Annotated in this window: 23 protein-coding genes; 8 read left to right on the top strand and 15 right to left on the bottom strand. The window is 59.5% G+C overall.

The features are described from left to right. The first annotated feature begins 153 nt into the window (after nt 1-153). Entirely contained in the window at nt 154-1,197 is a 1,044-nt protein-coding gene (locus B6S08_RS16315) for a GMP reductase (protein ID WP_094201867.1), read from the top strand. A 127-nt stretch (nt 1,198-1,324) separates the two neighbouring features. Here B6S08_RS16315 and efp read toward each other — a convergent pair whose 3' ends face one another. After that, on the bottom strand, nt 1,325-1,891 hold the full coding sequence (gene efp, locus B6S08_RS16310; protein ID WP_094201866.1) for an elongation factor P: 567 nt from the start codon (nt 1,889-1,891) through the stop codon (nt 1,325-1,327). A 40-nt stretch (nt 1,892-1,931) separates the two neighbouring features. Here efp and epmB point away from each other — a divergent pair, with 40 nt between their 5' ends. Together epmB and B6S08_RS16300 are read left to right on the top strand one after the other, a co-directional pair. Further along, nucleotides 1,932-2,951, top strand: a complete 1,020-nt coding sequence (gene epmB / locus B6S08_RS16305) for an EF-P beta-lysylation protein EpmB (protein WP_206063541.1) — start codon at nt 1,932-1,934, stop codon at nt 2,949-2,951. A 9-nt stretch (nt 2,952-2,960) separates the two neighbouring features. After that, complete coding sequence (locus tag B6S08_RS16300; protein ID WP_094201864.1) at nt 2,961-3,269, top strand: hypothetical protein; 309 nt, start codon at nt 2,961-2,963, stop codon at nt 3,267-3,269. 9 nt (nt 3,270-3,278) lie between these two features. Here the strand turns inward: B6S08_RS16300 and B6S08_RS16295 are convergent, their stop codons facing one another. The 4 genes from B6S08_RS16295 to B6S08_RS16280 form a co-directional block, all read right to left on the bottom strand. Further along, on the bottom strand, nt 3,279-5,195 hold the full coding sequence (locus tag B6S08_RS16295) for an EAL domain-containing protein (protein ID WP_245849888.1): 1,917 nt from the start codon (nt 5,193-5,195) through the stop codon (nt 3,279-3,281). Further along, on the bottom strand, nt 5,192-5,689 hold the full coding sequence (locus B6S08_RS16290; protein ID WP_094201863.1) for a putative pterin-binding protein: 498 nt from the start codon (nt 5,687-5,689) through the stop codon (nt 5,192-5,194). Before B6S08_RS16290 ends, B6S08_RS16295 begins: the two co-directional genes overlap by 4 nt. Before the next feature lie 246 nt (nt 5,690-5,935). Further along, on the bottom strand, nt 5,936-7,573 hold the full coding sequence (gene groL / locus B6S08_RS16285; RefSeq protein WP_094201862.1) for a chaperonin GroEL: 1,638 nt from the start codon (nt 7,571-7,573) through the stop codon (nt 5,936-5,938). 32 nt (nt 7,574-7,605) lie between these two features. Next, nucleotides 7,606-7,899 carry a co-chaperone GroES gene (locus B6S08_RS16280; RefSeq protein WP_094201861.1) on the bottom strand — a complete coding sequence of 98 codons (294 nt, stop codon included), beginning with the start codon at nt 7,897-7,899 and terminating at the stop codon, nt 7,606-7,608. 195 nt (nt 7,900-8,094) lie between these two features. Here B6S08_RS16280 and B6S08_RS16275 point away from each other — a divergent pair, with 195 nt between their 5' ends. Beyond that, complete coding sequence (locus B6S08_RS16275) at nt 8,095-9,447, top strand: MATE family efflux transporter (protein WP_245849887.1); 1,353 nt, start codon at nt 8,095-8,097, stop codon at nt 9,445-9,447. A 188-nt stretch (nt 9,448-9,635) separates the two neighbouring features. Here the strand turns inward: B6S08_RS16275 and B6S08_RS16270 are convergent, their stop codons facing one another. Further along, nucleotides 9,636-10,112 carry an FxsA family protein gene (locus B6S08_RS16270; RefSeq protein ID WP_245849886.1) on the bottom strand — a complete coding sequence of 159 codons (477 nt, stop codon included), beginning with the start codon at nt 10,110-10,112 and terminating at the stop codon, nt 9,636-9,638. 115 nt (nt 10,113-10,227) lie between these two features. Here B6S08_RS16270 and B6S08_RS16265 point away from each other — a divergent pair, with 115 nt between their 5' ends. After that, the gene (locus B6S08_RS16265) at nt 10,228-10,659 is read left to right on the top strand and encodes a protein-disulfide reductase DsbD domain-containing protein (protein WP_094201860.1); all 432 of its coding nucleotides are present in this window, start codon (nt 10,228-10,230) and stop codon (nt 10,657-10,659) included. Nucleotide 10,660: 1 nt separating this feature from the next. Here the strand turns inward: B6S08_RS16265 and B6S08_RS16260 are convergent, their stop codons facing one another. Then, nucleotides 10,661-11,371: an SIMPL domain-containing protein gene (locus B6S08_RS16260; RefSeq protein WP_094201859.1), complete on the bottom strand. Its 711-nt coding sequence runs from the start codon at nt 11,369-11,371 to the stop codon at nt 10,661-10,663. 53 nt (nt 11,372-11,424) lie between these two features. Here B6S08_RS16260 and B6S08_RS16255 point away from each other — a divergent pair, with 53 nt between their 5' ends. Then, entirely contained in the window at nt 11,425-11,757 is a 333-nt protein-coding gene (locus tag B6S08_RS16255; RefSeq protein WP_094201858.1) for a GIY-YIG nuclease family protein, read from the top strand. Here B6S08_RS16255 and fkpA read toward each other — a convergent pair. Beyond that, on the bottom strand, nt 11,744-12,538 hold the full coding sequence (gene fkpA / locus B6S08_RS16250; RefSeq protein WP_094201857.1) for an FKBP-type peptidyl-prolyl cis-trans isomerase: 795 nt from the start codon (nt 12,536-12,538) through the stop codon (nt 11,744-11,746). The genes B6S08_RS16255 and fkpA overlap by 14 nt on opposite strands. Before the next feature lie 84 nt (nt 12,539-12,622). Between fkpA and B6S08_RS16245 the strand changes: the two genes are divergently transcribed. Both B6S08_RS16245 and B6S08_RS16240 read left to right on the top strand, forming a co-directional pair. Beyond that, entirely contained in the window at nt 12,623-13,636 is a 1,014-nt protein-coding gene (locus B6S08_RS16245) for a WD40 repeat domain-containing protein (RefSeq protein WP_169716422.1), read from the top strand. Then, nucleotides 13,629-13,844, top strand: coding sequence for a SlyX family protein (locus tag B6S08_RS16240; RefSeq protein WP_094201911.1), 216 nt, complete (start codon nt 13,629-13,631; stop codon nt 13,842-13,844). The genes B6S08_RS16245 and B6S08_RS16240 overlap by 8 nt, the downstream gene beginning before the upstream one ends. A gap of 75 nt (nt 13,845-13,919) precedes the next feature. Here the strand turns inward: B6S08_RS16240 and B6S08_RS16235 are convergent, their stop codons facing one another. The 7 genes from B6S08_RS16235 to B6S08_RS16205 form a co-directional block, all read right to left on the bottom strand. After that, complete coding sequence (locus B6S08_RS16235) at nt 13,920-15,059, bottom strand: ABC transporter ATP-binding protein (RefSeq protein ID WP_094201856.1); 1,140 nt, start codon at nt 15,057-15,059, stop codon at nt 13,920-13,922. A 22-nt stretch (nt 15,060-15,081) separates the two neighbouring features. Continuing rightward, nucleotides 15,082-15,810 carry an HAD family hydrolase gene (locus tag B6S08_RS16230; RefSeq protein ID WP_094201855.1) on the bottom strand — a complete coding sequence of 243 codons (729 nt, stop codon included), beginning with the start codon at nt 15,808-15,810 and terminating at the stop codon, nt 15,082-15,084. Further along, nucleotides 15,800-17,221, bottom strand: a complete 1,422-nt coding sequence (locus B6S08_RS16225; protein WP_094201854.1) for a CehA/McbA family metallohydrolase — start codon at nt 17,219-17,221, stop codon at nt 15,800-15,802. Before B6S08_RS16225 ends, B6S08_RS16230 begins: the two co-directional genes overlap by 11 nt. A 51-nt stretch (nt 17,222-17,272) precedes the next feature. Beyond that, nucleotides 17,273-18,418 carry an extracellular solute-binding protein gene (locus tag B6S08_RS16220; RefSeq protein WP_211284254.1) on the bottom strand — a complete coding sequence of 382 codons (1,146 nt, stop codon included), beginning with the start codon at nt 18,416-18,418 and terminating at the stop codon, nt 17,273-17,275. Nucleotides 18,419-18,546: 128 nt separating this feature from the next. Beyond that, nucleotides 18,547-19,488 carry a carbohydrate ABC transporter permease gene (locus tag B6S08_RS16215; protein WP_206063543.1) on the bottom strand — a complete coding sequence of 314 codons (942 nt, stop codon included), beginning with the start codon at nt 19,486-19,488 and terminating at the stop codon, nt 18,547-18,549. A 52-nt stretch (nt 19,489-19,540) separates the two neighbouring features. Next, nucleotides 19,541-20,425, bottom strand: coding sequence for a carbohydrate ABC transporter permease (locus B6S08_RS16210; RefSeq protein ID WP_094201852.1), 885 nt, complete (start codon nt 20,423-20,425; stop codon nt 19,541-19,543). A gap of 172 nt (nt 20,426-20,597) precedes the next feature. Continuing rightward, the gene (locus tag B6S08_RS16205) at nt 20,598-21,512 is read right to left on the bottom strand and encodes a LysR substrate-binding domain-containing protein (RefSeq protein WP_094201851.1); all 915 of its coding nucleotides are present in this window, start codon (nt 21,510-21,512) and stop codon (nt 20,598-20,600) included. Nucleotides 21,513-21,577 lie beyond the last annotated feature (65 nt).

Genomic DNA, 21,577 nt, shown 5'->3' with positions numbered 1-21,577 from the left:
AGCATTGGTTCAGGGCATTGCCTGAAAAACGCAATTTCTGAACTTGTAGTCAGGAATGGTTGCAAAAAAGTTCGCCGTGGCTAGAATGCTGAAAACCGGGGGCCTAAAAAACCCCCGGTTTTTTTATGCCTGTCATTTACTGAGGTAATACCAATGCGTATCGAAGAAGACTTGAAACTGGGCTTTAGGGATGTGCTGTTTCGCCCCAAGCGCTCCACCCTCAACAGCCGCGCTCAGGTCGAACTGAACAGGGAGTTCACCTTTAAGCATTCAGGTCGCCGCTGGTCCGGCGTGCCGGTCATCGCCGCCAATATGGACACCGTGGCCACCTTTGCCATGGCCCGTGCCCTGGCCCGTCACGAAATGCTGACCGCGGTGCACAAACATTACTCGGTGGAACAATGGCAGGCCTTTGTTACCGAATCCGGCGCCGAAGTGCTCAAGCACGTGATCGTGTCTACCGGCACTTCCGACAAGGACTTTGAAAAGCTGCAGCAAATCCTGGCGCTGTCGGACGACCTGGGCTTTATCTGCATCGACGTGGCCAACGGCTACAGCGAACACTTCGCCGCCTTCGTGTCCCGCGTGCGCGAGCAGTGCCCCCAACACACCATCATTGCCGGCAACGTGGTGACCGGTGAAATGGTGGAAGAACTGATCCTGTGCGGTGCCGACATCGTGAAAGTGGGCATCGGCCCCGGCTCGGTGTGCACCACTCGGGTCAAGACCGGTGTGGGCTACCCCCAGCTGTCCGCCATCATCGAATGTGCCGACGCGGCCCACGGCCTGGGCGGCCAGATCATCGGTGACGGCGGCTGCACCTGCCCCGGTGACGTGGCCAAGGCCTTTGGCGGCGGCGCCGACTTCGTGATGCTGGGCGGCATGCTGGCGGCCCACGAAGAGTGTGGCGGCGAGCTGATCGAACGCGACGGCAAGCAGTATATGAAGTTCTACGGCATGAGTTCTGCCAGCGCCATGGACAAGCATTCCGGCGGCGTGGCCAAGTACCGTGCGGCCGAAGGCAAGACCGTTGAGCTGGCCTATCGCGGCCCGGTGGATAACACCGTTAACGACGTGCTCGGCGGCGTGCGCTCCACCTGCACCTATGTGGGTGCACAGCGACTGAAGGAGCTGACCAAGCGCACCACCTTTATTCGCGTGCGTGAGCAGGAAAACAACGTGTACGGCAAAGAGTGAAACGTCTGACGTAAGGGGTGAGGAGTAAGGGGTAAAGCTAAAACGTTTTCACCTCACACTTGTCCCCTCCACCTCACAATAAAAAACGGCGCCGAAAGGCGCCGTTTTTGTATCTAAAGCCCGATGCTTATTTTACGCGGGACACGTACTCGCCGGAGCGGGTGTCAACGCGCAGCACTTCACCGATCTGAATGAACAGCGGCACGCGCACCACGGCGCCGGTGCTCAGGGTGGCGGGCTTGCCACCGGTGCCGGCGGTGTCACCCTTCAGGCCCGGATCGGTTTCCACCACTTCCAGCTCCACGAAGTTGGGCGGAGTCACGGAGATGGCGGCGCCGTTCCACAGGGTCAGGGTACATACGTCCTGCTCCTTGAGCCACAGTTTGGTCTCGCCCACGGCCTTTTCGTCGGCGGCGATCTGCTCAAAGGTGTCGTTGTTCATGAAGTGGTAGAACTCGCCATCGTTGTACAGATAGGCCAGTTCCACATCCATCACGTCGGCCGCTTCCACGCTGTCGCCGGACTTGAAAGTTTTTTCCAGCACCTTGCCATTGAGCAGACGGCGAATCTTCACGCGGTTGAACGCCTGTCCTTTGCCGGGCTTGACGAATTCGTTTTCGATAATGGCGCAGGGTTCTCCGTCCAGCATAATCTTGAGACCGGACTTGAATTCATTGGTACTATAGGAGGCCATTTTACCCTCGTAGTTGACAGAGTTGCAGAAAATGCCGGCAATGATACCCCTAAACGGGGGCGATTTACATATTCCCTGGCAAAAAGAGCTGGCCCGCGCCTTTACCACTCCCGAGCAGTTGCTGGACTATCTGGGGCTGGATGCCGCCCCCTGGCAACCAGGGCTGGCCGCGCGCCGGCTGTTTGCCATGCGCGTGCCTCAGCCTTTTGCCGACAAGATGGAAAAGGGTAACCCGCAGGACCCCCTGCTGCGCCAGGTGTTACCCCTGGCCGACGAGTTCACCCAGGTGCCGGGCTTTGTCACCGATCCCCTCGACGAGCACGACAGCGCCCTGCCCGGCCTGCTGCACAAGTACCGCTCCCGGGTGCTGCTGGTGCTGCGCGGCGGCTGCGCGGTAAACTGCCGCTACTGTTTTCGCCGCCATTTTCCCTATGCCGACAACAGCCCGGGCCAGGGCGGCTGGCAGCCGGCGGTGGACTACATTGCCGCCCATTCGGAAATCAACGAGGTGATCCTGTCCGGCGGCGATCCGCTGATGGCCAAGGACGAGCATATCGCCGCCCTGCTGAACGAGCTTGAAGCCATTCCCCACCTTAAGCGGCTGCGCATTCACAGCCGGCTGCCGGTGGTGATTCACACTCGGCTCACCGACACCCTGCGCGACCGCCTGGCGCACAGTCGGCTGCGCCCGGTGCTGGTGCTGCACATTAACCACGCCAACGAAATCGATGCCGATCTGGCCGACCGGCTGCGGTCGTGGCAACGGGCCGGCATTACCCTGCTGAACCAGAGCGTGCTGCTGGCCGGGGTCAATGACGACGCCGACGCCCTGGAAGCCCTGTCGGAGCGCCTGTTTGACGCCGGCGTATTGCCCTATTACCTGCACCAGCTAGATCGGGTGGCCGGGGCGGCGCACTTTGCGGTGAGCGATGAGCGGGCCCGGACGCTGATGGCTCGGTTGCTGGAGCGGCTGCCGGGCTTTCTCGTGCCCCGACTGGTGCGGGAAGTCGGTGGCGAGGCAAGCAAAACCCCCCTCGATTTACGTCTTGAACCCAGTTAAGGAATTCCCATGCACGATTCGGTAATTGACCGGCTTAACGACACCCTGAAAGAGTTGTATCACCAGGCCATTGACGCCGACAAAAAACTGGCCGTCCTGCGCGCCAAGGGCCAGGCCAAATTCAGCGCCGTGCTGCGCGAAGACAGCCAGTTCACCACTCATGCGGATCATTTTATGCCTTACGTGGCGGAGCTGGCGGAAGAGCTGGAGATGCTGTCATCCAGCTCGGAAGCAGAATACCAGGCGCTGCTGGCGCGCATGGTGCACAAGATTCAGCTGCTGGCCACCACACTGGGGCAGTTTATGCGCCTGCAGTAACCGGCACGGTCAGGACCGCGCTTCAAGCCAGTCCTTGACTTCAATGGCGCCGAGCGGCGGGCTGACCACATCACCCTGCAGCAGCGGCGCCTGTCCCTGCTCGCGTATCACCTGCACTTCGGCTTCTCGATGCACGCCACAGCAGATAACCGGTAACGCCAGCAACCGCGCCAGCGCAAGCAGCGCCTGAAACTGACGGCGTGCCTCCCCTTCACGTTCTATGCCATTGCACAGCGCCGCATCCAGCTGCAGCCAGTCCAGCGGCAAGCGCGTCAGTTGCCCCCAGGAAGAGCGCCCACTGCCGAAGTTGGCCAGCATGATGCGAATGCCCCGTTCACGCAGCTCCCGCACCAGGGGCTGCGTCAAATGCAGCTCTTCTTCCAGCTGGGCCTCTTCCAGTTCCAGCACCAGTGAAGTGCCGTCCAGGCCGTGCTGCTTGAGCGCGGCCAGCAGCGATTCCCTGATGGAACTGCGAAACAGCGAAGGCGGCAGAGGCAGACTGACAAAAAGCCCCGATTGCAGAGCCTGCCAGCCGGGTAGCAGCTCGCAGCAGCGGTTCAGTGCCCACAGCAACAGCGCCTCCGACAACTGATATTGCTCCGCCAGCCGCCCCAGCTCAGGGCCGGTGATCATGCCAAAGTGCGGGTGACGCCATTGCAGTGATAAACGAAACCCCGCACAACGCCCTTCACCATCGGCCAGTGGATGAAAACGCAGGCTCAGACTGTCGCTTTCCAGCGCCGCCGGCAGATCCCGGGCCAGCTGCTGGCGCCGCTCGATTTCCTTCAGCATGGAAGGGTCAAAAATAACGTAGGGCAACCGCTCCTGCCGGCACAACGCCAGGGCCAGCTCCCCCCTCGCCAGCAGATCCACCATGTTATCGGCATCGGCCGGATACAGCACCACACCAATCACCGGGGTTGGATGGAAGTCATGCCGCGCAATGGCCTCCGGCGCCGCCAGGGCCTGGCGAACACGAGACAGCTGGGCGCGCACTTCCGCCAGCTCCAGCACCCCTTCCGCCACCACCACGCACTTGCGCTCGAACAGGGCGATATGTTCATGGGGCAGCAGACAGGCCTGCAGCCGCCGAGCAAAGGCAGACTGCAGCTGGTCGGCAGTATCATAACCAAAATGCTGCACCAGCCAATCCAGGTCCTCCAGCTCCAGCAGGGTGATACTGAACGGCTGCCGACGGCCGATCAGTTGGCCGAGCCGATGTTGCAGGGCAAAGCGGTTGGGCAGGCCGGTCAAGGCGTCCTGCAACAAACGCCTGCGGTAACTCAGCAATTCCAGCCACAGCATCAGCAGCAGCAGCAGGGCGCAAAATCCCAGTCCCAGGGTACAGACATAGAGCTCCTGGCTGAGAGACTTGTAGGCCTTGTCATATTCGGCATAAAACAGCACATTGCTGTGCATGGTGGCGGTGACCGTACGGGCCAGAGGTTCGGCATAAGGCGCCAGTTCGGCCAGCAGCAGCCGGTAGTTGAGGTCACCCGGTTTCAGGGCCTGCACCATGGGCTCCACACTTCTGACCCTGTCTTCAATCTGCTGGATCAGCAGCCACAGATCCGGCCGCTCGCTCAGGGTGTCCTTGAGCTGATTGCTGAGCAACACCGGCGTACGGCTCCACAGAATGTCGTAACGCAGCATCAACTCATCGTGTTCGATCACCCCGGCATTCAGCAGCCTGACCGCATCGAAAAAGCGGTTCATTTCCAGTTGCAACTGCATCAGTGACCAGGGCACCTCGTAATTGCGCTGTTCAAGCTGGGTATTGTGCTGGCGAATGCCCAGCAGGGCATGGGTAACGCCGGCACCAAACAGCAGCATACAGATCAGCAGCAACAGGGCGGCCACCTGTCGCAGCATATGGGCCGGCCCCCATTGATCGCTGCCGGGAATAGGAATGAAAAGTTGCTTCACCTGGGTTCCGTTCTTACCTTGATGTGCCTGAGCTGCCAGGCCATGTAGTGCAGAAATTTCGCCTGCTGCAGCTCAGGTACCCTGTCGTAGGGCAGCATCAGCCACAGCGGCCCCTTGTCGCGACGGCTCATCAGCCGCCCATTGTCACGCCAGGCCAGCAAGGGCTGGTAAGGCGCCACCGCCTGCCAGTCTACCACCACGCTGAAACCGTTGAGGGATTCCAGATAGAGGGCCTTGACCTCGGCGTGGGCAAAGAGGGTGTCGAGCAGTGCCCTCAGATCCAGTCCGCGGTAGGTGTGAGGAGTATTCGACCAGGGATGGGCCGTGGTGATCTCACCCTGGGGCAGGGCCTGAAGCTGGGACAAGGTGTAATCCATGCGTTCATGGGAGCGCCCTTCCAGCTCGATATTACCGGAGATGGTCAGTACTATCGCCTCCTCGGCCCGGACTCCCCACGACATCAACAGCAATACAACGACGCCGAGCAACTTCATGCATTTCTCCTTTCGCCCGAAGGATACCGCTGGTTTCATCCTTCAAGGTCATATCCTGAATACAACTGGGACTCAAACGCCCCTCAAGACAATAGGTCATCATAACCAAAATCTTTAATGCAGAAGAAGTGTAATTTAGGCCAACACAAGCCGGAACAAGACTTTCGGCCAAAAAAAAGCCGGACTCAAGAGTCCGGCTTTTCGGGATGCGGGTGAACTCACCCGGCCACATTAATGTGATTCAGATCACATCATGCCGCCCATACCACCCATGCCGCCCATGTCGGGCATGGCCGGGGCTTCGTCTTTCGGCAGCTCGGTGACCATGGCTTCGGTGGTGATCATCAGACCGGCCACGGAAGCGGCGAACTGCAGGGCAGAACGAGTCACCTTGGTCGGATCCAGGATACCCATTTCCAGCATGTCACCGTAGGTGTCGTTGCCGGCATTGTAACCCTGGTTGCCTTCGCTGGCCTTAACCTTGGACACCACCACGGAGGCTTCTTCACCGGCGTTGGTGACGATCTGGCGCAGCGGGGCTTCCATGGCGCGCAGGGCAACCTTGATACCCACGTTCTGATCTTCGTTGTCACCGGTCAGCTCACCCAGCTTGGCGGCGGCACGTACCAGGGCAACACCGCCACCGGGTACCACACCTTCTTCCACCGCGGCACGGGTCGCGTGCAGGGCGTCGTCAACGCGGGCTTTCTTCTCTTTCATTTCCACTTCGGTAGCGGCGCCCACCTTGATCACGGCAACACCGCCGGCCAGCTTGGCCACGCGCTCTTGCAGCTTCTCGCGATCGTAGTCGGAAGAAGACTCTTCGATCTGCTGGCGAATTTGCGCCACACGACCGTTGATGGCATCGGCTTCACCCACACCGTCGATGATGGTGGTGTTGTCTTTGCTGATTACCACGCGCTTGGCACGGCCCAGATCTTCCAGGGTCGCCTTTTCCAGCTCCATGCCCACTTCTTCGGAGATCACGGTGCCGCCGGTCAGAATGGCGATGTCCTGCAGCATGGCCTTGCGGCGGTCACCAAAGCCCGGGGCCTTGACGCCGGCCACTTTCACGATGCCGCGCATGTTGTTGACCACCAGGGTGGCCAGGGCTTCGCCTTCCACGTCTTCGGCCACGATCAGCAGCGGCTTGGACTGCTTGGCAACGCCTTCCAGTACCGGCAGCAGCTCGCGAATGTTGGAGACTTTCTTGTCAACCAGCAGAATGAAGGGGTCGTCCAGCTCAACGGTGCCGGTTTCCTGCTTGTTGATGAAGTAGGGAGACAGGTAGCCACGGTCGAACTGCATGCCTTCAACCACGTCCAGCTCGTCTTCCAGGCCCTGGCCTTCTTCCACGGTGATGACACCGTCGGTGCCCACTTTTTCCATGGCTTCGGCGATAAGCTGGCCGACTTTCTCGTCAGAGTTGGCGGAGATGGTGCCCACCTGAGCAATGGCCTTGGTGTCTTTACAGGGCACGGACAGGCCTTTCAGCTCGGCCACGGCCTGTACCACGGCCTTGTCGATACCACGCTTCAGATCCATGGGGTTCATGCCGGCGGCCACGGCCTTGAGGCCTTCGTTGACGATGGCCTGGGCCAGTACGGTGGCGGTGGTGGTGCCGTCACCGGCTTCGTCGTTGGCCTTGGAGGCGACTTCTTTCACCATCTGGGCGCCCATGTTCTCGAACTTGTCTTCCAGTTCGATTTCCTTGGCCACGGACACGCCGTCCTTGGTGATGTTGGGGGCACCGAAGGACTTGTCCAGTACCACATTGCGGCCTTTCGGGCCCAGGGTTACCTTGACCGCGTCGGCCAGGATGTTTACGCCTTTCAGCATTTTAACGCGGGCGTCGTTACCAAATTTTACGTCTTTAGCTGCCATTGTTTATCTTCCTTAAAAGTGGATGAACCGGATTATGCTTCAACGATTGCCAGGATGTCGGTTTCGGACAGGATCAGTACTTCCTGGCCGTCCAGCTTCTCGGTCTTGACGCCAAAACCTTCGTTGAAGATCACCTTGTCACCGACCTTCACGGACATGGCTTTCACTTCGCCGTTGTCCAGAGTGCGGCCATTACCCACCGCCAGTACTTCACCGCGAGTGGATTTCTCGGCGGCAGAGCCGGTCAGAACGATACCGCCGGCCGACTTGGCCTCGGCTTCAATACGCTTGATAATGACGCGATCGTGCAATGGACGAATGTTCATCGATAACTCTCCTGATGAGTGTTGTTACCTTCATAGATAAACGGCCAATGGCCGCAAACTTGTTCCGTTGCCTTCCTATATGGGAGCGCATTCACCGCCTTCAAGAGCGAAAGGCAAAATTTTTTTAAAATCATTGGCGGGGCGGCGTTATCATGGCCACCGAATTTCACCCCGCCGCAGCATCAAGGTTTTTTTGTGCCCCACACCAACTCCCTGCTCACCGCTCCCATCGGCCCGCAACTGGCGCGCATGACCGGCCCCATGGCACTGGGCATAGTGGCAATTCAGGCGTTCAACCTGGTAGACACCTTTTTTATCGGGTTGCTGGGCACGGCGCCGCTGGCGGCGGTAACCTTTACCTTTCCGGTGACCTTTGTGGTGCTGTCTCTGGCCATGGGACTGAGCGCCGGGCTGTCGGCCTGCCTGGGCCAGGCCCTGGGCGCCGGCCACCGCGATCAGGCAGCCCGTTTCACCAGTAACAGCCTGCTGCTGTCGCTGGTGCTGGTACTGATGCTGGTCGCCCTGGGGCTGGCCAGCCTGGACCCGCTGTTTACCCTGCTGGGGGCGGAAACGGAGTTGATGCCACTGATCCACGACTACATGGTTATCTGGTACGCCGCTTCGCCCATGCTGGTGTTGCCCATGGTATGCAATGCCGCCATTCGCGCCACCGGCGATACCCGCACTCCCGGGCTGGTGATGGTGGTGGCCGGCCTGGTCAACGGCGTGCTCGACCCGCTGCTGATCTTTGGGTTGGGGCCCTTTCCGGAACTGGGGATTCGCGGCGCCGCCATCGCCACCGCCTGTTCCTGGCTGATGGCCATGATGGTGGCGCTGTACCTGCTGCAGCACAGGGAACGGCTGCTGTGCTGGCAGTGGCCGCACCCGGGGCGGCTGTTGGTTCACTGGTATCAATTGTTACAGGTGGCCATTCCCGCCTCCTTTACCAGCGTCCTTTACCCGGTGGCCACCGCCCTGCTGATGCTGTTGCTGGCGGACTTTGGTACCGAAACCGTGGCCGCCTTTGGGGCCGCCTCACGCATTGAAGCCGTGGTGCTGATCGTGATGATGGCACTGAGCTCGGCGCTGGCCCCTTTTGTCTCCCAAAATACCGGTGCTGGCCTGCACCAGCGCAGCCGCCACGGCCTGCTGCTGGCCATGCGCTTTGCGCTGATATTCCAGTTGGGCGTGTTTACACTGTTGTGGTGGCTGGCACCCTGGCTGGCGCGGCAGTTTACCGACAATGCCGAGGTTGCGGCACTGTTGCAGCAGTATCTGCGGCTGGTGCCCATCGGTTATGGGCTGCAGGGGTGCTTTATGCTACTGAGCGCGGCGCTGAACGGCCTGCGGGTATCGGTGATTTCGCTGTTGCTGAACGGGGCCCGGCTGTTCGGCCTGTTGCTGCCGCTGGCTTGGCTGGGTGCCGGACTGGCCGGTGCCGAAGGGATTTTTGCCGGCATTCTGCTGGCCAACCTGCTGACGGGGTTGATCGCCTGCCTGTTTGCCTGGCGGCGGTTTCCCTGGAGAATTCGCCATCCGCTGAGTTGAAAACCCGGGGACTGGGGACTGGGGACTGGGGACTGGGGACTGGGGACTGGGGTAAATTGTAGGCCGGGTTTTACACCCGGCAAAACTTCCAGTTCTTCAAGCGGTTCGGAATGTTGGGATTCGCTGCGCTCATCGCCAACCTACGCACTGACAGCTTCCAGCTTAAGGCTTCAAGCTCCCCGAAGGGATCATTTGTCGTCCTTGCGCTCGACTTCACCTTCAAAGGTCACGCCCTTTTTGTCCTGCTCGTCGCGCACCCGGGTTTCGCTGTGGTGATAGTACTCGGCGGTAAAGGTGTGGCCCTTGTCACCGCGCACATGGGCCCGGGACAGGAAACGCTCGGCCAGGGCGGCACGCACCGGTGGCAACAACAGCAGCACCCCGGCGAAGTCGGTGACAAAGCCCGGCAGCAGCAGCAACACGCCGCTCAGCGCCAGCATCATGCCCGACACCATTTCCCGGGCCGGGGTTTCGCCCCGGTTCACCTTCTCCTGGGCCTCCATCAGGGTCTGCAGCCCCTGAATGCGTACCAGGCTGATACCGATGATGGCGGTCAGCAGGATCAGCGCTATGGTACTCCAGGCGCCGATGGCCGAGCCCACCTCGATAAACACGAAAATTTCCAGCAGGCCGGCGCCGATTAAAAACAACAATACTCTGCCCACAATCACCTCTTTTTTCGCCGCTGCACGGCTTACAATGGGGGTCAAACCCATAAAATGGGGGCGCAATGGCCCGTTTTCAAATGCCGGTGATGCCCCGCCAATCAAGGAACATCAAATGAAACCAGCCAGGCTGGCGGCGACCCTGGCCGCCCTGATGCTGATGCTCGCTCCCTTTGTGCTGGAACGCCCGGACCACAGGCCGGTTGCCGACAACCGAGTGCTGCCGGTGGAACAGGCCTTTGTGGTCAGTCATCGGCAAGAAGGCGATGTGCTCAACGTCAGCATCACCATTGCCCCCGACGCCTACCTGTACCGGCACAAACTCGCCGCCGAGGGCCAGGGCGTGACCCTCGGCGACTGGTCGCCGCCGGCGGGCCAGCCCCACCAGGACGAATATTTTGGCCACAGCGAGATCTACCGCGAGCAACTGAGCCTGACCTTGCCGCTGCGCCAGACCACTGACGGCGGCCGGGTCATGCTGCACTATCAGGGCTGCACCACCGGTCTGTGCTACCCGCCCCAGCAGCTGGCCCTGACGCTGCCCTGACTCACTCCAGCAGGTAGTCGACACTGGTGACCACTCGCACCCGCTTGATCTCGGGAGTGTAGGCATCGAGATCGGTAATGGAAAAGTAGCCCTGCTGGGCGGCACGAATACCGCCCACCTCGGCATCGGCGTCGTCGGCGAACTGACGTGCCGCTTCCCGGGCATTGGCGGTGGCTTCGGCTATCATGTCGGGTTTGATGTCGTTGAGGCCGGTGAACACATACTGGGTCTTGTGTTCATAACTCTGGGTCAGCAACACCCCCTGGCTGACCAGCCCCGCCACCGCCGGCTGGGTATTTTTTACCCCTTCCACCTTGTTGCTGCGCACCAGCAACACGGCGTCGGCGCGGTAGCGCTGGGGTGCACGTTGCTCGCCGTACTGGCTGGCCCAGACGTCCTGCACCGTGGGCGCAGAAAAGCTCAACTCGGACTGGTCAAAGCCGTGCAGCAGCAAAAAGGCGATGATCTTGGTTCTGTCCCGATCGATGGCGTCATACAGGCCTTCCAGGCTGTCGGCCGCCACCGAAAAGCTGAGTGGCCACAACACCAGATCCGCCTGGACTTCTCGCTCGGCCAGGCCCTTGACCGACACCACCCGATCCGCCTGCTTCCAGATGTGCACCGCGTCCTTGAGGTAACTGCCACCCCATATCAGGCCAAGGGCGATCAAACCGCCCAGCAGCGCCGCCTGCCCGGTTCCGTTTGCTTTCATAAAAAACCCCGTTAGGATTTGCCGATGTTCGGATTTCGATTGTAACCCATGCCATGACCCACACCGCCCCCTGGTATCTCTACCTGCTGCGCTGCCGGGATGGCAGCTTCTATGGCGGCATTAGCCTGGATCCCGAGCGCCGCTGCCATGAACACAACCGAGTGCGCAGCCGCGCGTCCCGTTATGTGTGGGCGCGCCGCCCGGCCGTGCTGGTGTGGCAACAGCCGGTGGCCGACCAGGCCACGGCGCTGAAGCTGGAATACCGACTCAAACGCCTGCCCAGAAAACAAAAGGAGCAGTTGCTGGCTCACCCCGAAGGCTGGCAACAACTGCTCCCCATTGCGGCCGGCACCTTGCGCGCCGGCTGCGTCATTACTGCTGAGTAGCCTCTTCTTCCGACTTGGCGGCCACGGCCTCTTCGGCGTCGGCGGCCTTTTCAATTTCCAGCAGTTCCACTTCAAAGATCAGCACGGCGTTGCCGGGAATGGTACCGGCACCGGCTTCGCCATAGGCCAGGGCAGACGGAATGTAGAACTTGTATTTGGCGCCCACCGGCATCAGCTGCACGCCTTCGGTCCAGCCCGGAATCACCTGGTTCAGGGGGAAACTGGCGGGCTCGCCGCGTTCTACCGAGCTGTCGAACTGGGTGCCGTCGATCAGGGTGCCGGTGTAGTGCACGGTCACTACGTCTTCCGCCGCGGGCTTGTCGCCTTCACCCTGGGTCAGCACTTCGTACTGCAGGCCGGACTCGGTGACCTGCACGCCGTCACGCTGGGCGTTTTCCTTGAGGAAGTCTTCGCCTTTCTTCAGGGTGGCGGCGGCTTCTTCCTCGGTCTTTTTCTCGATCAGCTCATTGATGTGCGTGTCGTAGGCCATCAGCGCCTGCTGCACTTCTTCATCGGTCATCTGGCCATCGCTGCCAAACCCGTCCTTCACCCCCTGCATAATAATGTCATTATTCAGGTCGACGCCCAGCTCCTGCTGTTTTTCCAGGGTGGAGCCAATATAGCGGCCCATGGACAGGCCAATGGCGTAGGCGGACTTGTCCTCGAAACTGTTGAGCTCCACGGCGGCAGGAGCGGCCGTCTCCTCCTGCTTCTCATTACAACCACTCAAACCCGCCATCACGGCGGTCGCCAGCAAGCTGACCTGTAACAGTTTTTTCATTATCAACTCCGAGTCGGGTGCACAGACACCTTGGAAAATGAGATGCTTATACTCAGGGATTTATACTAACCTTGCAACTTGCCCATGCGAAACCCCTTCTCGGTAAAAACCCGCTTCGGCCAGGCCGCTGCGGCAACCATTGTCATGCTGCTGCTCGCCGGCTGCGATCGCGGCGTGCCGCCTGCCGGCCGTCAGTCCTTTACCGACGGCTCCCTGCTGGCCGCCGACACCACCGCCGATGGCCGCCACACCCTGATTGCCACCGGTAACGGTCCGGTACAGGTATGGCGCCAGGGCGGCCCCGCACCGCTGTTTCTCTGGCATCAGGGTCAGGAAAGCACGCCGGTGGTGTTGCTGGCCAGCAGCCCCGGCGGCGATACCGCGGCCACCGCCACCGACAGCACGGTGGCGCTGTGGTCGCTGCAAAACGGCCAGAACCTCGGCTTTTACCGGCTGGAGCAGCCCCTGCGTGCACTTGCCCTGGCCGATGCTGGCCGGGCCCTGCTGCTGGGGTACCAGAATGGCGAAGCGGAATATGTCGACCTGACCAGCGGCCGCCGGCTGACCTTTCTCGGGCATGACGATCGTATCAACAGCCTGGATCTGTCTGCCAACGGGCGCTATGCCCTCAGCGCCAGCCACGACGGCGAGGTGCTGCTGTGGCAAACCTCGAACGCCGCCATTCTGGCGCGCTGGCGCCATGAGCACAGCGTGAGCCTGGTGCGCCTCGACGCTAATGGCCGAGCCGCCTTCAGCGCCGACGCCCAGGGCCGCGGCGAGCTGCGTCGCCTGCCCGGCGGCGAGCTGCAGGCGCGCCTGGAAGTGCCCGCCCGGGGCCAGACCTTTGTCAGCGCTCGGCTCAATGTGGAGCAGAACCTGCTGGCCACCGGCGGCACCGCCCGCCGGCTGGATCTGTGGCGGCTCAGCGACGGCGCTCACCTCAACCACTGGCGGGTAGGCCTGCACACACAGCTGAGGCCGGCCAGTGCCATGGTGTATAGTGTCGCCTTTACCGCCCCAGACCGGCTATACAGCGTCAGCTCCGCCGGCCTGGGCGAGACCTGGACGCTCACCGACAGAGACCACAATGATGAATGACGAACTGCTGCAGCGGCTGGAACAACTGGAAACACGGCTGGCCTTTCAGGACGACACCATAGAGCAGCTCAACCAGGAGATCGCCGCTCAGGGCGGCGAAATCGCCCGCTTCAAGCTGCAGCTCAGCCTGCTGAGCAAAAAATTCAAGGAAATTCAGCCCGGCCAGGTGGCCAGCCAGGCCGAAGAAACCCCACCGCCCCATTACTGATCGCCACCGACAGAAAAGGCGCCGACGCGCCTTTTGGAATGGTATTTCAGCGCCAGAGCGCCGGCCCGAAGGAGGTCATTCCTCCCGCAACAGGCTCTGCTCGGTGTCGATATCAAACAAATGACAGTGTGCCAGATCGAAGCACAGGGTCTTTCGCTCGCCACCGGGAAGCCCCGCATGGGAGTGGTAGGGCACCCGCGCCACAAACGACGCCTCGCCCATGGAAAAATGCAGGTAGCTTTCGTTACCCATGGACTCCACCGCCGTAATCGGGGCATTTACCAGATTGGGCTGATTCGGCGTGGCACCCGAGGCGTCTGCCAGGGTGATATGCTCCGGCCGCAGTCCAAACCACAGTTGCCGGCCCGCCAGGTGTGCAACCTGACTGGCCTTTGCCTCGGGCAAGCGCAAGCGTTCGCCATGACCGAGCACCAGCTCATGACCCGTTTCGGTCCGCTCCAGGGTTGCGGTCACCAGGTTCATGGCCGGTGAGCCAATAAACCCGGCGACAAACTTGTTGGCCGGGCGCTGATACAGGTTGATGGGCGTATCGACCTGCATGATCCGCCCCTGATTCAGGACGCAGATGCGGTCTCCCAGGGTCATGGCTTCCACCTGATCATGGGTGACATAAATCATGGTGGCATTCTGCCCTTCGGCCTTCAGGGTCTTGTGCAACCGGGCAATATTGACCCGGGTCGAGACCCGCAATTTGGCATCCAGATTCGACAGGGGCTCATCAAACAAAAACACATCCGGCTTGCGAACCATGGCCCGTCCCAGGGCGACGCGCTGACGCTGGCCCCCGGACATTTCTCCCGGCTTGTTATCGAGCAGCTGGCTGAGCTCCAGGGTTTCGGCGGCTTCTCGAATACGACGATCAATTTCATCCCCGGCCAGTTTCTGCTGCTTGAGGCCAAAAGCCATGTTGTCATACGCGGACATATGCGGGTAAAGCGCATAGTTCTGAAACACCATGGCAATGCCCCTGTCCTTGGGCGGCAGGGCATTGACCCGCTGGTTACCGATAAAGATGTCACCGCCGCTTACCTCCTCCAGACCGGCGATCATGCGCAGGGTGGTCGACTTGGCACAGCCCGAAGGGCCAACGAATACCATAAACTCCCCTTCGGCTATGGTGAGATCAATGCCATGTACCGCCCTGAATCCATTTGAATAGGATTTTTCCACCTTACGGAGTACTACTTCAGCCATCTGCGTTCTCACTTACACTGGGTTACATCAGGATTTCGGGCTCGAAATCAACCACCGACGCCAATACCAGGTCGGCATGGGGCTGCAGCTCTGCGGCCGTGGCCGTGCCGGTCAACACCCCCACCTTGCGGGCCCCGGCATTATGGCCAAACTCCATGTCCGAGACCGTATCACCAAACATCACGATATGGTGGGCCTTCAGGCCGCAGTGGCGACTGAAGCCGTGCAACAGGGCCGGGTCAGGCTTGGGAGAGATGTTTCCGTCGGAATAACCGACATAATCAAACAGCTCCAGCAATCCGGCCTGGCGCAGGCTGTACAGGGTTGAGTCCCGAGTATCCGCCGTCGCCACTCCCAGTTTGAAGCCCTGTTGCTTCCAGCGCGCCAGCTTGTCCCTGATGCCGGGCAGGGGCTGAATCAACAGGGGGTTTTCCGCTACCTGCCGGTTGAAGTGGGCTTTTACATCCCGAGTAAAGTCGGGCAAACCGCCCTTCAGCCGCAGCAGCCGGTGCCACACCTCGGCGGTGTCTTCCACCGGATTCGAGGCCAGCAGGCCATGGTTGTCTACGCGCTCCCCCCAAATACCAATGGCCTCGAGCAGCTGCCGCTCGGACACCTCGGGGTGAGCACGACTCTTGTCCCGATACTGCTGCAGAATATCTCTGGCCGCCCCTTGGGCGACCTTTAGCCACATACGATGAAACTCGAGCAGGGTGCCATCCTTGTCGAACAACAAACCTTTAATTTCCATTGCGCTGCATTGCCTCCATCAGCTCACCCCAGGTCGCCAGGGTGGGGGCAGAAAATTCCGGCTTTTGGCCGTTGTAGACGGGGTTGATCATGCCTTCGAAGTCACCATTGGCACGGCGTATATCCACCCGTACCCAGCCGTAACGACTCATGTCGACCTGAAATACCGTCCCGTGCGCGGTCAGTGGATAAACCTCGATGCGTCGGCCATCGGCAATACATTCGGCGTAGTATTCACACTGCGTGTCCTGCACTGCGAGCCGGTAATCGATGATCTGCTCACCCACATCCTGCCCGGGCAGCACTCGCCCTTGATTAAGGCTGAGCGTCAGCCCGCAGCGGCGTTCCATATACACATGACCCCGGCGCAGGCCGGACAGAATGCTCTCGCCGCTCAGGCCGTGAGCAAACACAAAGGTCGAGGGGTCTCCATAAATGGAGGGCTCGGTGGCATTGGGGTTTCTTTCATGGGGCTCCAGGTGGCAATCACTGCCCCCGACGCCATAAATACGCTGCCCGGCATTCCACATGGCGCTCAACACCTGCAGCGCCTGCTCGGTGGACTCCGGCGAGGTCGACCAGGTGGGGTCACAGCAGATCTCCATGGTATGCACCCGCGCCAACGGCATCGCCTGATAGTGCCAGTGCCAGGGCTTCATCATCGGATGGTTGATACTGGTACTGCCCTGCTGCTCACCGGCCAACGCCATCCCCTGCTCGATCATCGCCTCACTGTTGCAGGACGCATGGTACATGTTGAGGGTCCGCTGCGGTCCGTGCACATTGAAGTGGCCCAGGGCCGTGGTGACCTCGATGGCCGGCAGAAACAGCACCTCGTCCATGTCGGGCAGCAAGGGCTGACACATGTTGTGCTCGGTCAGAAACAGAAAATCCAGTTGCTGCCGGGCGGCAATGTCGGCCACCGCCTCCAGCCGGTTATGGCCGTCCGACAGGCTGGTGTGGGCATGCAGATCACCGCGATACCAGCCGGCACCGGCTTTTTTTACCGCGCTGTAGTCAAAGGCAATACCATGCTCGGTGGTGAGGTTGGCCACCGTGTTCAGTGGCAAGGGCGCGGGAACGCCGTCAAAATCGACCTCAACCTGATACTGCATCGGCTTGGGAGTGCGGTGCTCCCCCTCGAGGTTGTAAAGGTGCAGCTGCCAGATTCCGGCTTCAATCGGGCCGGCTATCGCCCCCAGAGACGCCGCTTCGGCGGTGATCACCAATTCCTTGCGCGGCTTCAGCCACAGTATATTGCCCCGCAGGCGCCGGCTGGGGTCATACAGATAGGTGTGTAGAAAACCCTTTTTTACCGTGGTGCCCACAATGCGAATGGCGCTCGCCCCGTCGGGGACCCGAATTTCCACTACCTCGTGACCAAACGTCAGTTCACCTGAAAAGTTCAACATATGCTCTCTTTCTCTGAATCGAATGTCAGTGCCAATCGTTCTCTGGCCGGGTCAGGAGCGATTGGCGCGGTCCAGGGCGCGCTGGGCACGCCTGGCCGCGTCCTTCAGGGCCTTTTCGGCCGGAATATTTTCAATCTGCACCTTGTCGGCCGCGATATTCAGGGCGTCCAAAATCTTGCCGTTGGTGGGATCATGAAAGTCCTTGCTGGCAATGCCTGCCTGCTTCAGGGGCACCAGCGCCTGAGGATTGTCGCGGGTGTAGGCCTGGTATGCCGCCACGCGCTCGGCACTGGCGCGAACCGGGATATAACCGGTATACATGGACCAGCGTGCCGTGTTCTCGGCACTGGTGTAAAAGCGCATAAATTCAAAGGCTCCCTGCGCCGCCTGCTCGTCGGTGCCCTTGGGCATCACAAAAATCTGGGCTCCGGCCTGAGGCGCGGCCGGGTGACTGCCCCACCCCGGCTGCATGGTTGCGGCCAGCCTGGTGAAGTCCAGATCGCCCTGATCGCCGGAAGAGCCGGTATAACCCAGGGCTCGGCCCTTCATCACATCGTCAATGGTCTTGTACCAGTACTCCCAGCCCTGGCCGCCGTAGTGAATACGCATGATGTTGTCTTCATGTATCCATTGGCGAAAGCTCTCCCACACCTCCACCCATTCGGGTGAATCGATCAGCACCGTCTTGCCATCATCGCTGATGATTTGGGCGCCGTTGGAAAAAGCCGCATCAATCATGTTGTTGTGACCCCACATCGGCTCCCAGCCATAAAAACTGGTGTTGCCATCGGTATCGCGACGGGTGACGGCGCTGGCAACCTTGGCCACTCCTTGCCAGGTGCTCAGGTCCTGCTCGGTAAAGCCGGCATCGGCCAGGACCTGGCGGTCATAGTAAAAAATCTGGGTAGTGCCGTAGGCAGGCAGGCCATAAACGGTGCCATCCGAATAAGTCACCTGCTCTCGAAAGGCGCCAAGAAAGTCACTGAAGTTAAAGTCATCGTCCAGGTAGGGTCGAACGTCTCGCACCAGCCCACGGGACGCCATGGCTTCGGCCTGGGCCGAGTCCAGCAGTACAAATTCGGGAGCGGTTTTGGAAGCCATGCCCGCCTGCAGCTTTTGATACGTTTCGGCGTAATTTCCCTGCAGGGCCGGCTTGATAACATATTCGTCCTGGCTGCCGTTAAATTCCTCGATCATTTTTGTCATTATTTCCTGCGGCTTAACACCACCGGAATACCAGAAATTAACTTCGGTTTTGGCCAGCACATTACTCGACATGCACAGCGCCGAACAAATAACCGCGAGTGACTTCAGTTTCATTTCCATTACTCCTTGACACCGTTATCGGCGATACCTGACAGAATGTGTTTTTGACAAACAATAAAAATCATCAGCAAAGGCACCACCGCAATGGTGCTGGCGGCCATGACCTGAGACCAGTTCATGCCATAATTTCCTTCCGCAATAAAATACTGGCGAATGCCGGTAGCAATCAGGTTCAGCTCCTGAGAGGTAATCACCAGACTGGGCCACATGTAACTGTTGTAATTGGTAATAAAGGTAATCAAGAACAGGGTGGCCAGGGCCGGCCGGCATTGCGGCAGCACAATGGCCCACAGAATTTTCAGCTCGCCGGCCCCGTCAATCCGTGCCGCTTCAATCAGTGACGGGTGAATTTTCAAAAACACCTGGCGCAGATAAAATACCCCGAACACACTGGCGGCATTGGATAAAATAAGTCCGGCGTGACTGTCGAGCAGCCCCATTCTGGCCAGAGTGATATAGGAAGGTATATAAGTGACCGCGCCAGGCAGCATATAGCATCCCATGACCACCACATATAACAGGGTGCGAGAACGGAATTTCAGCTGGGTAATGGCATAGGCAAACATGGCCGAGTTGATAATCACCAGCAGGGTGGTCATCAGCGCCACAAAAAAGCTGTTGAAAATATACTGGCCAAAGGGAGCGCCCTGAAAGGTATCCACAAAGTTGTGCCACTGAAGGCTTTCGGGCAACAGGTTCAAGGGGTTGCTGAAGATCTCGTCGTTGCTTTTCATTGAGCCCGACAGCATCCAGAGAAAGGGAAACACCATGATAAGGCCAGCCAGCCCGAGAAAGGCGTGTCTGACCAGTGGCGTCAGGCGAGCCGTGTTCACCCGCTGCCGGCGCGCCGGCCTGAGTGCAGCCGCATGCCTTATTTCGGTGTGCCGAGTACCGGCGTGAATATGCGTCATGGTCGCACCCGCTGCTGCTTGACTGTTCATGTCGGTGTCCTTTGCTCTAAGCCGTTGATTGCCATGGTGGGTGTAAATGCCGTCAGTAATACACCCAGCGCTTGCCCATCATGGTATTGATAAGGGTCAGCACGCCGGTGATCAGCAGAATAATGACCGAGCAGGCGGCGGCGGGCCCCATTTCGTATTGCTCAAAGGCCTGTTGGTAAAAGAGGTACAACAGGGTTCGCGTGCTGCCACTGGGGCCACCCTGGGTCATGATTTGAAACTGATCAAATGCCTGCACGGCGGTAATCATGTTGACGATAATCAAAAAGAAGGTAGTCGGTGAAATCAGTGGCAAAGTCAGCCTGGTAAACCGGGTCCAGGCACTGCATCCGTCAATTTGCGAGGCCTCATAAAGCGATGCCGGAATCTTGTTGAGTGCACTGATATAGAACAGCATGGTCCAGCCGACAGCCTGCCATACGGTGACCACCATGACTGCAAACATGGCGCCGGCTCCGGTTTCAAACCAGGGGATTGAAGAAAAGCCCAGCTCGTTCAATAACAGATTGGCCAGTCCGGCCTTGGATTCAAAAACCCAGGTCCAGACAATGGATACCGCCACCGTAGGGGTAATCCAGGGAGAAAAAATAATGGCCCGGTAATACCGGCTGCCCCTGAATTCTTTTCGTAGCAACAGGGCAAAGGCCAGCCCCAACACCACTGTGGGTATAACCACTCCCAGAGCAAAGACAAAGGTATTGGTCAGGGCCTGAAGAAAGTCATCGTCGGTCAGCATGTATTCGTAATTGTCGAGACCGACATAGTTGTACTCAGGGGATATATAATCCCAGTCGGTAAAACTGATATACACACTGGAGCCAAAGGGCAGCAGCCAGAAGGCCAGCAAGGGCAACAAAAGCGGTAATACAAACAGCAATACCTTGAATTTTTCCAGTACCGTCGGGAAATGTATCTTCATCTGAAGCGCCACTCTGTTGGTCAGTCAGGGGAAGAATAAGGGGGGTTCGTGACACCCGTATTAAGCAAATCAACACAATTTCCCCGCAAACTCATAAGGCAAGCTTATGATCACCATTTGGGCCCTTAACACTCCACCGCCCTGTGCTGACAAATGACCGGGAAAGCGGCCGTTATTTGATAAGTGCCTTTTCGGCCGGTTCAGGCCCGGACCCCGCGTAACGGTATTGCTGATGCATCCAGTCGCAAAAATAACTGACCTTGGCCGAGCGATGCTGCCGAGTAATCATGAAGTGGCTTGACTCGGACAGCATGCTTCCTTCCAGGGCCGTCACCACCCTGCCCTCGGACAACCACTCTTGTGCCACCAGCGAGCGCACCAACATCAGTCCTACGTCCTGCCTGACCGCTTCAAGGCCATGCAGTGAATTGCTGATTTCCAGCCGCACATCGGGCAGCACGGGGGCATAACGGTTATGACTCAGCCACTGTAGCCAGCCTTCCTGATAACCCTTTACCTGAATGGCCGGTAAGCCGGAGATATTCCCCTCGGCCAGCTCCTTGCCGAATTGCCGCCTGAACGCCGGGCTGCACACCATCAGCCAGTGCTCCTGAAACAGGCGTTCGGTGCGGGTGTGCTCGGCTTCGGTGACCCCATTGGTGATTTCGATGTCCGCATCACGGCAGGGCTCCGAAGACGGCCAGTCCACCAGGGTTAGATCCAGCCGAATAAAGGGAAAGCGGTTATAAAAATCATTCAGCCTGGGAAGCAGCCAGCTGTGACCGATGGAATGGTTAACCTTGATGCGCAGCACATCGGACTGCTGCCCGCCAAACAGGATCTGGGTTTGCAGCTTGAGGTGCTGCAACGAACCGGTGACCACCGGCAGGTATTGCCGGGCCACCTGGGTCAGGGTAACGCCGCGCTGGCTGCGTTCAAACAGGGTACAGCCCAGAAATTGTTCCAGGCCCTTGAGTTGCTGGCTGACCGCCGCCTGGGACACGCCCAGCTCCCGGGCCGCCGCACCAATGGAGTGCAATCGCGCCACCGCCTCAAAAGCCACCAGGGCGCGTAATGGGGGAAGCATCTGTCTGCCTTTTAATCACAAAACCGAGGCACAGAGGGTGGAACAGTAATATGGCAGCGACATGA

The organism is Oceanimonas doudoroffii (genome assembly GCF_002242685.1).
Lineage (GTDB): Bacteria > Pseudomonadota > Gammaproteobacteria > Enterobacterales > Aeromonadaceae > Oceanimonas > Oceanimonas doudoroffii.
Note: the sequence above shows the minus strand (reverse complement) of the source record. Positions and strands in the feature narration are given on the sequence as shown.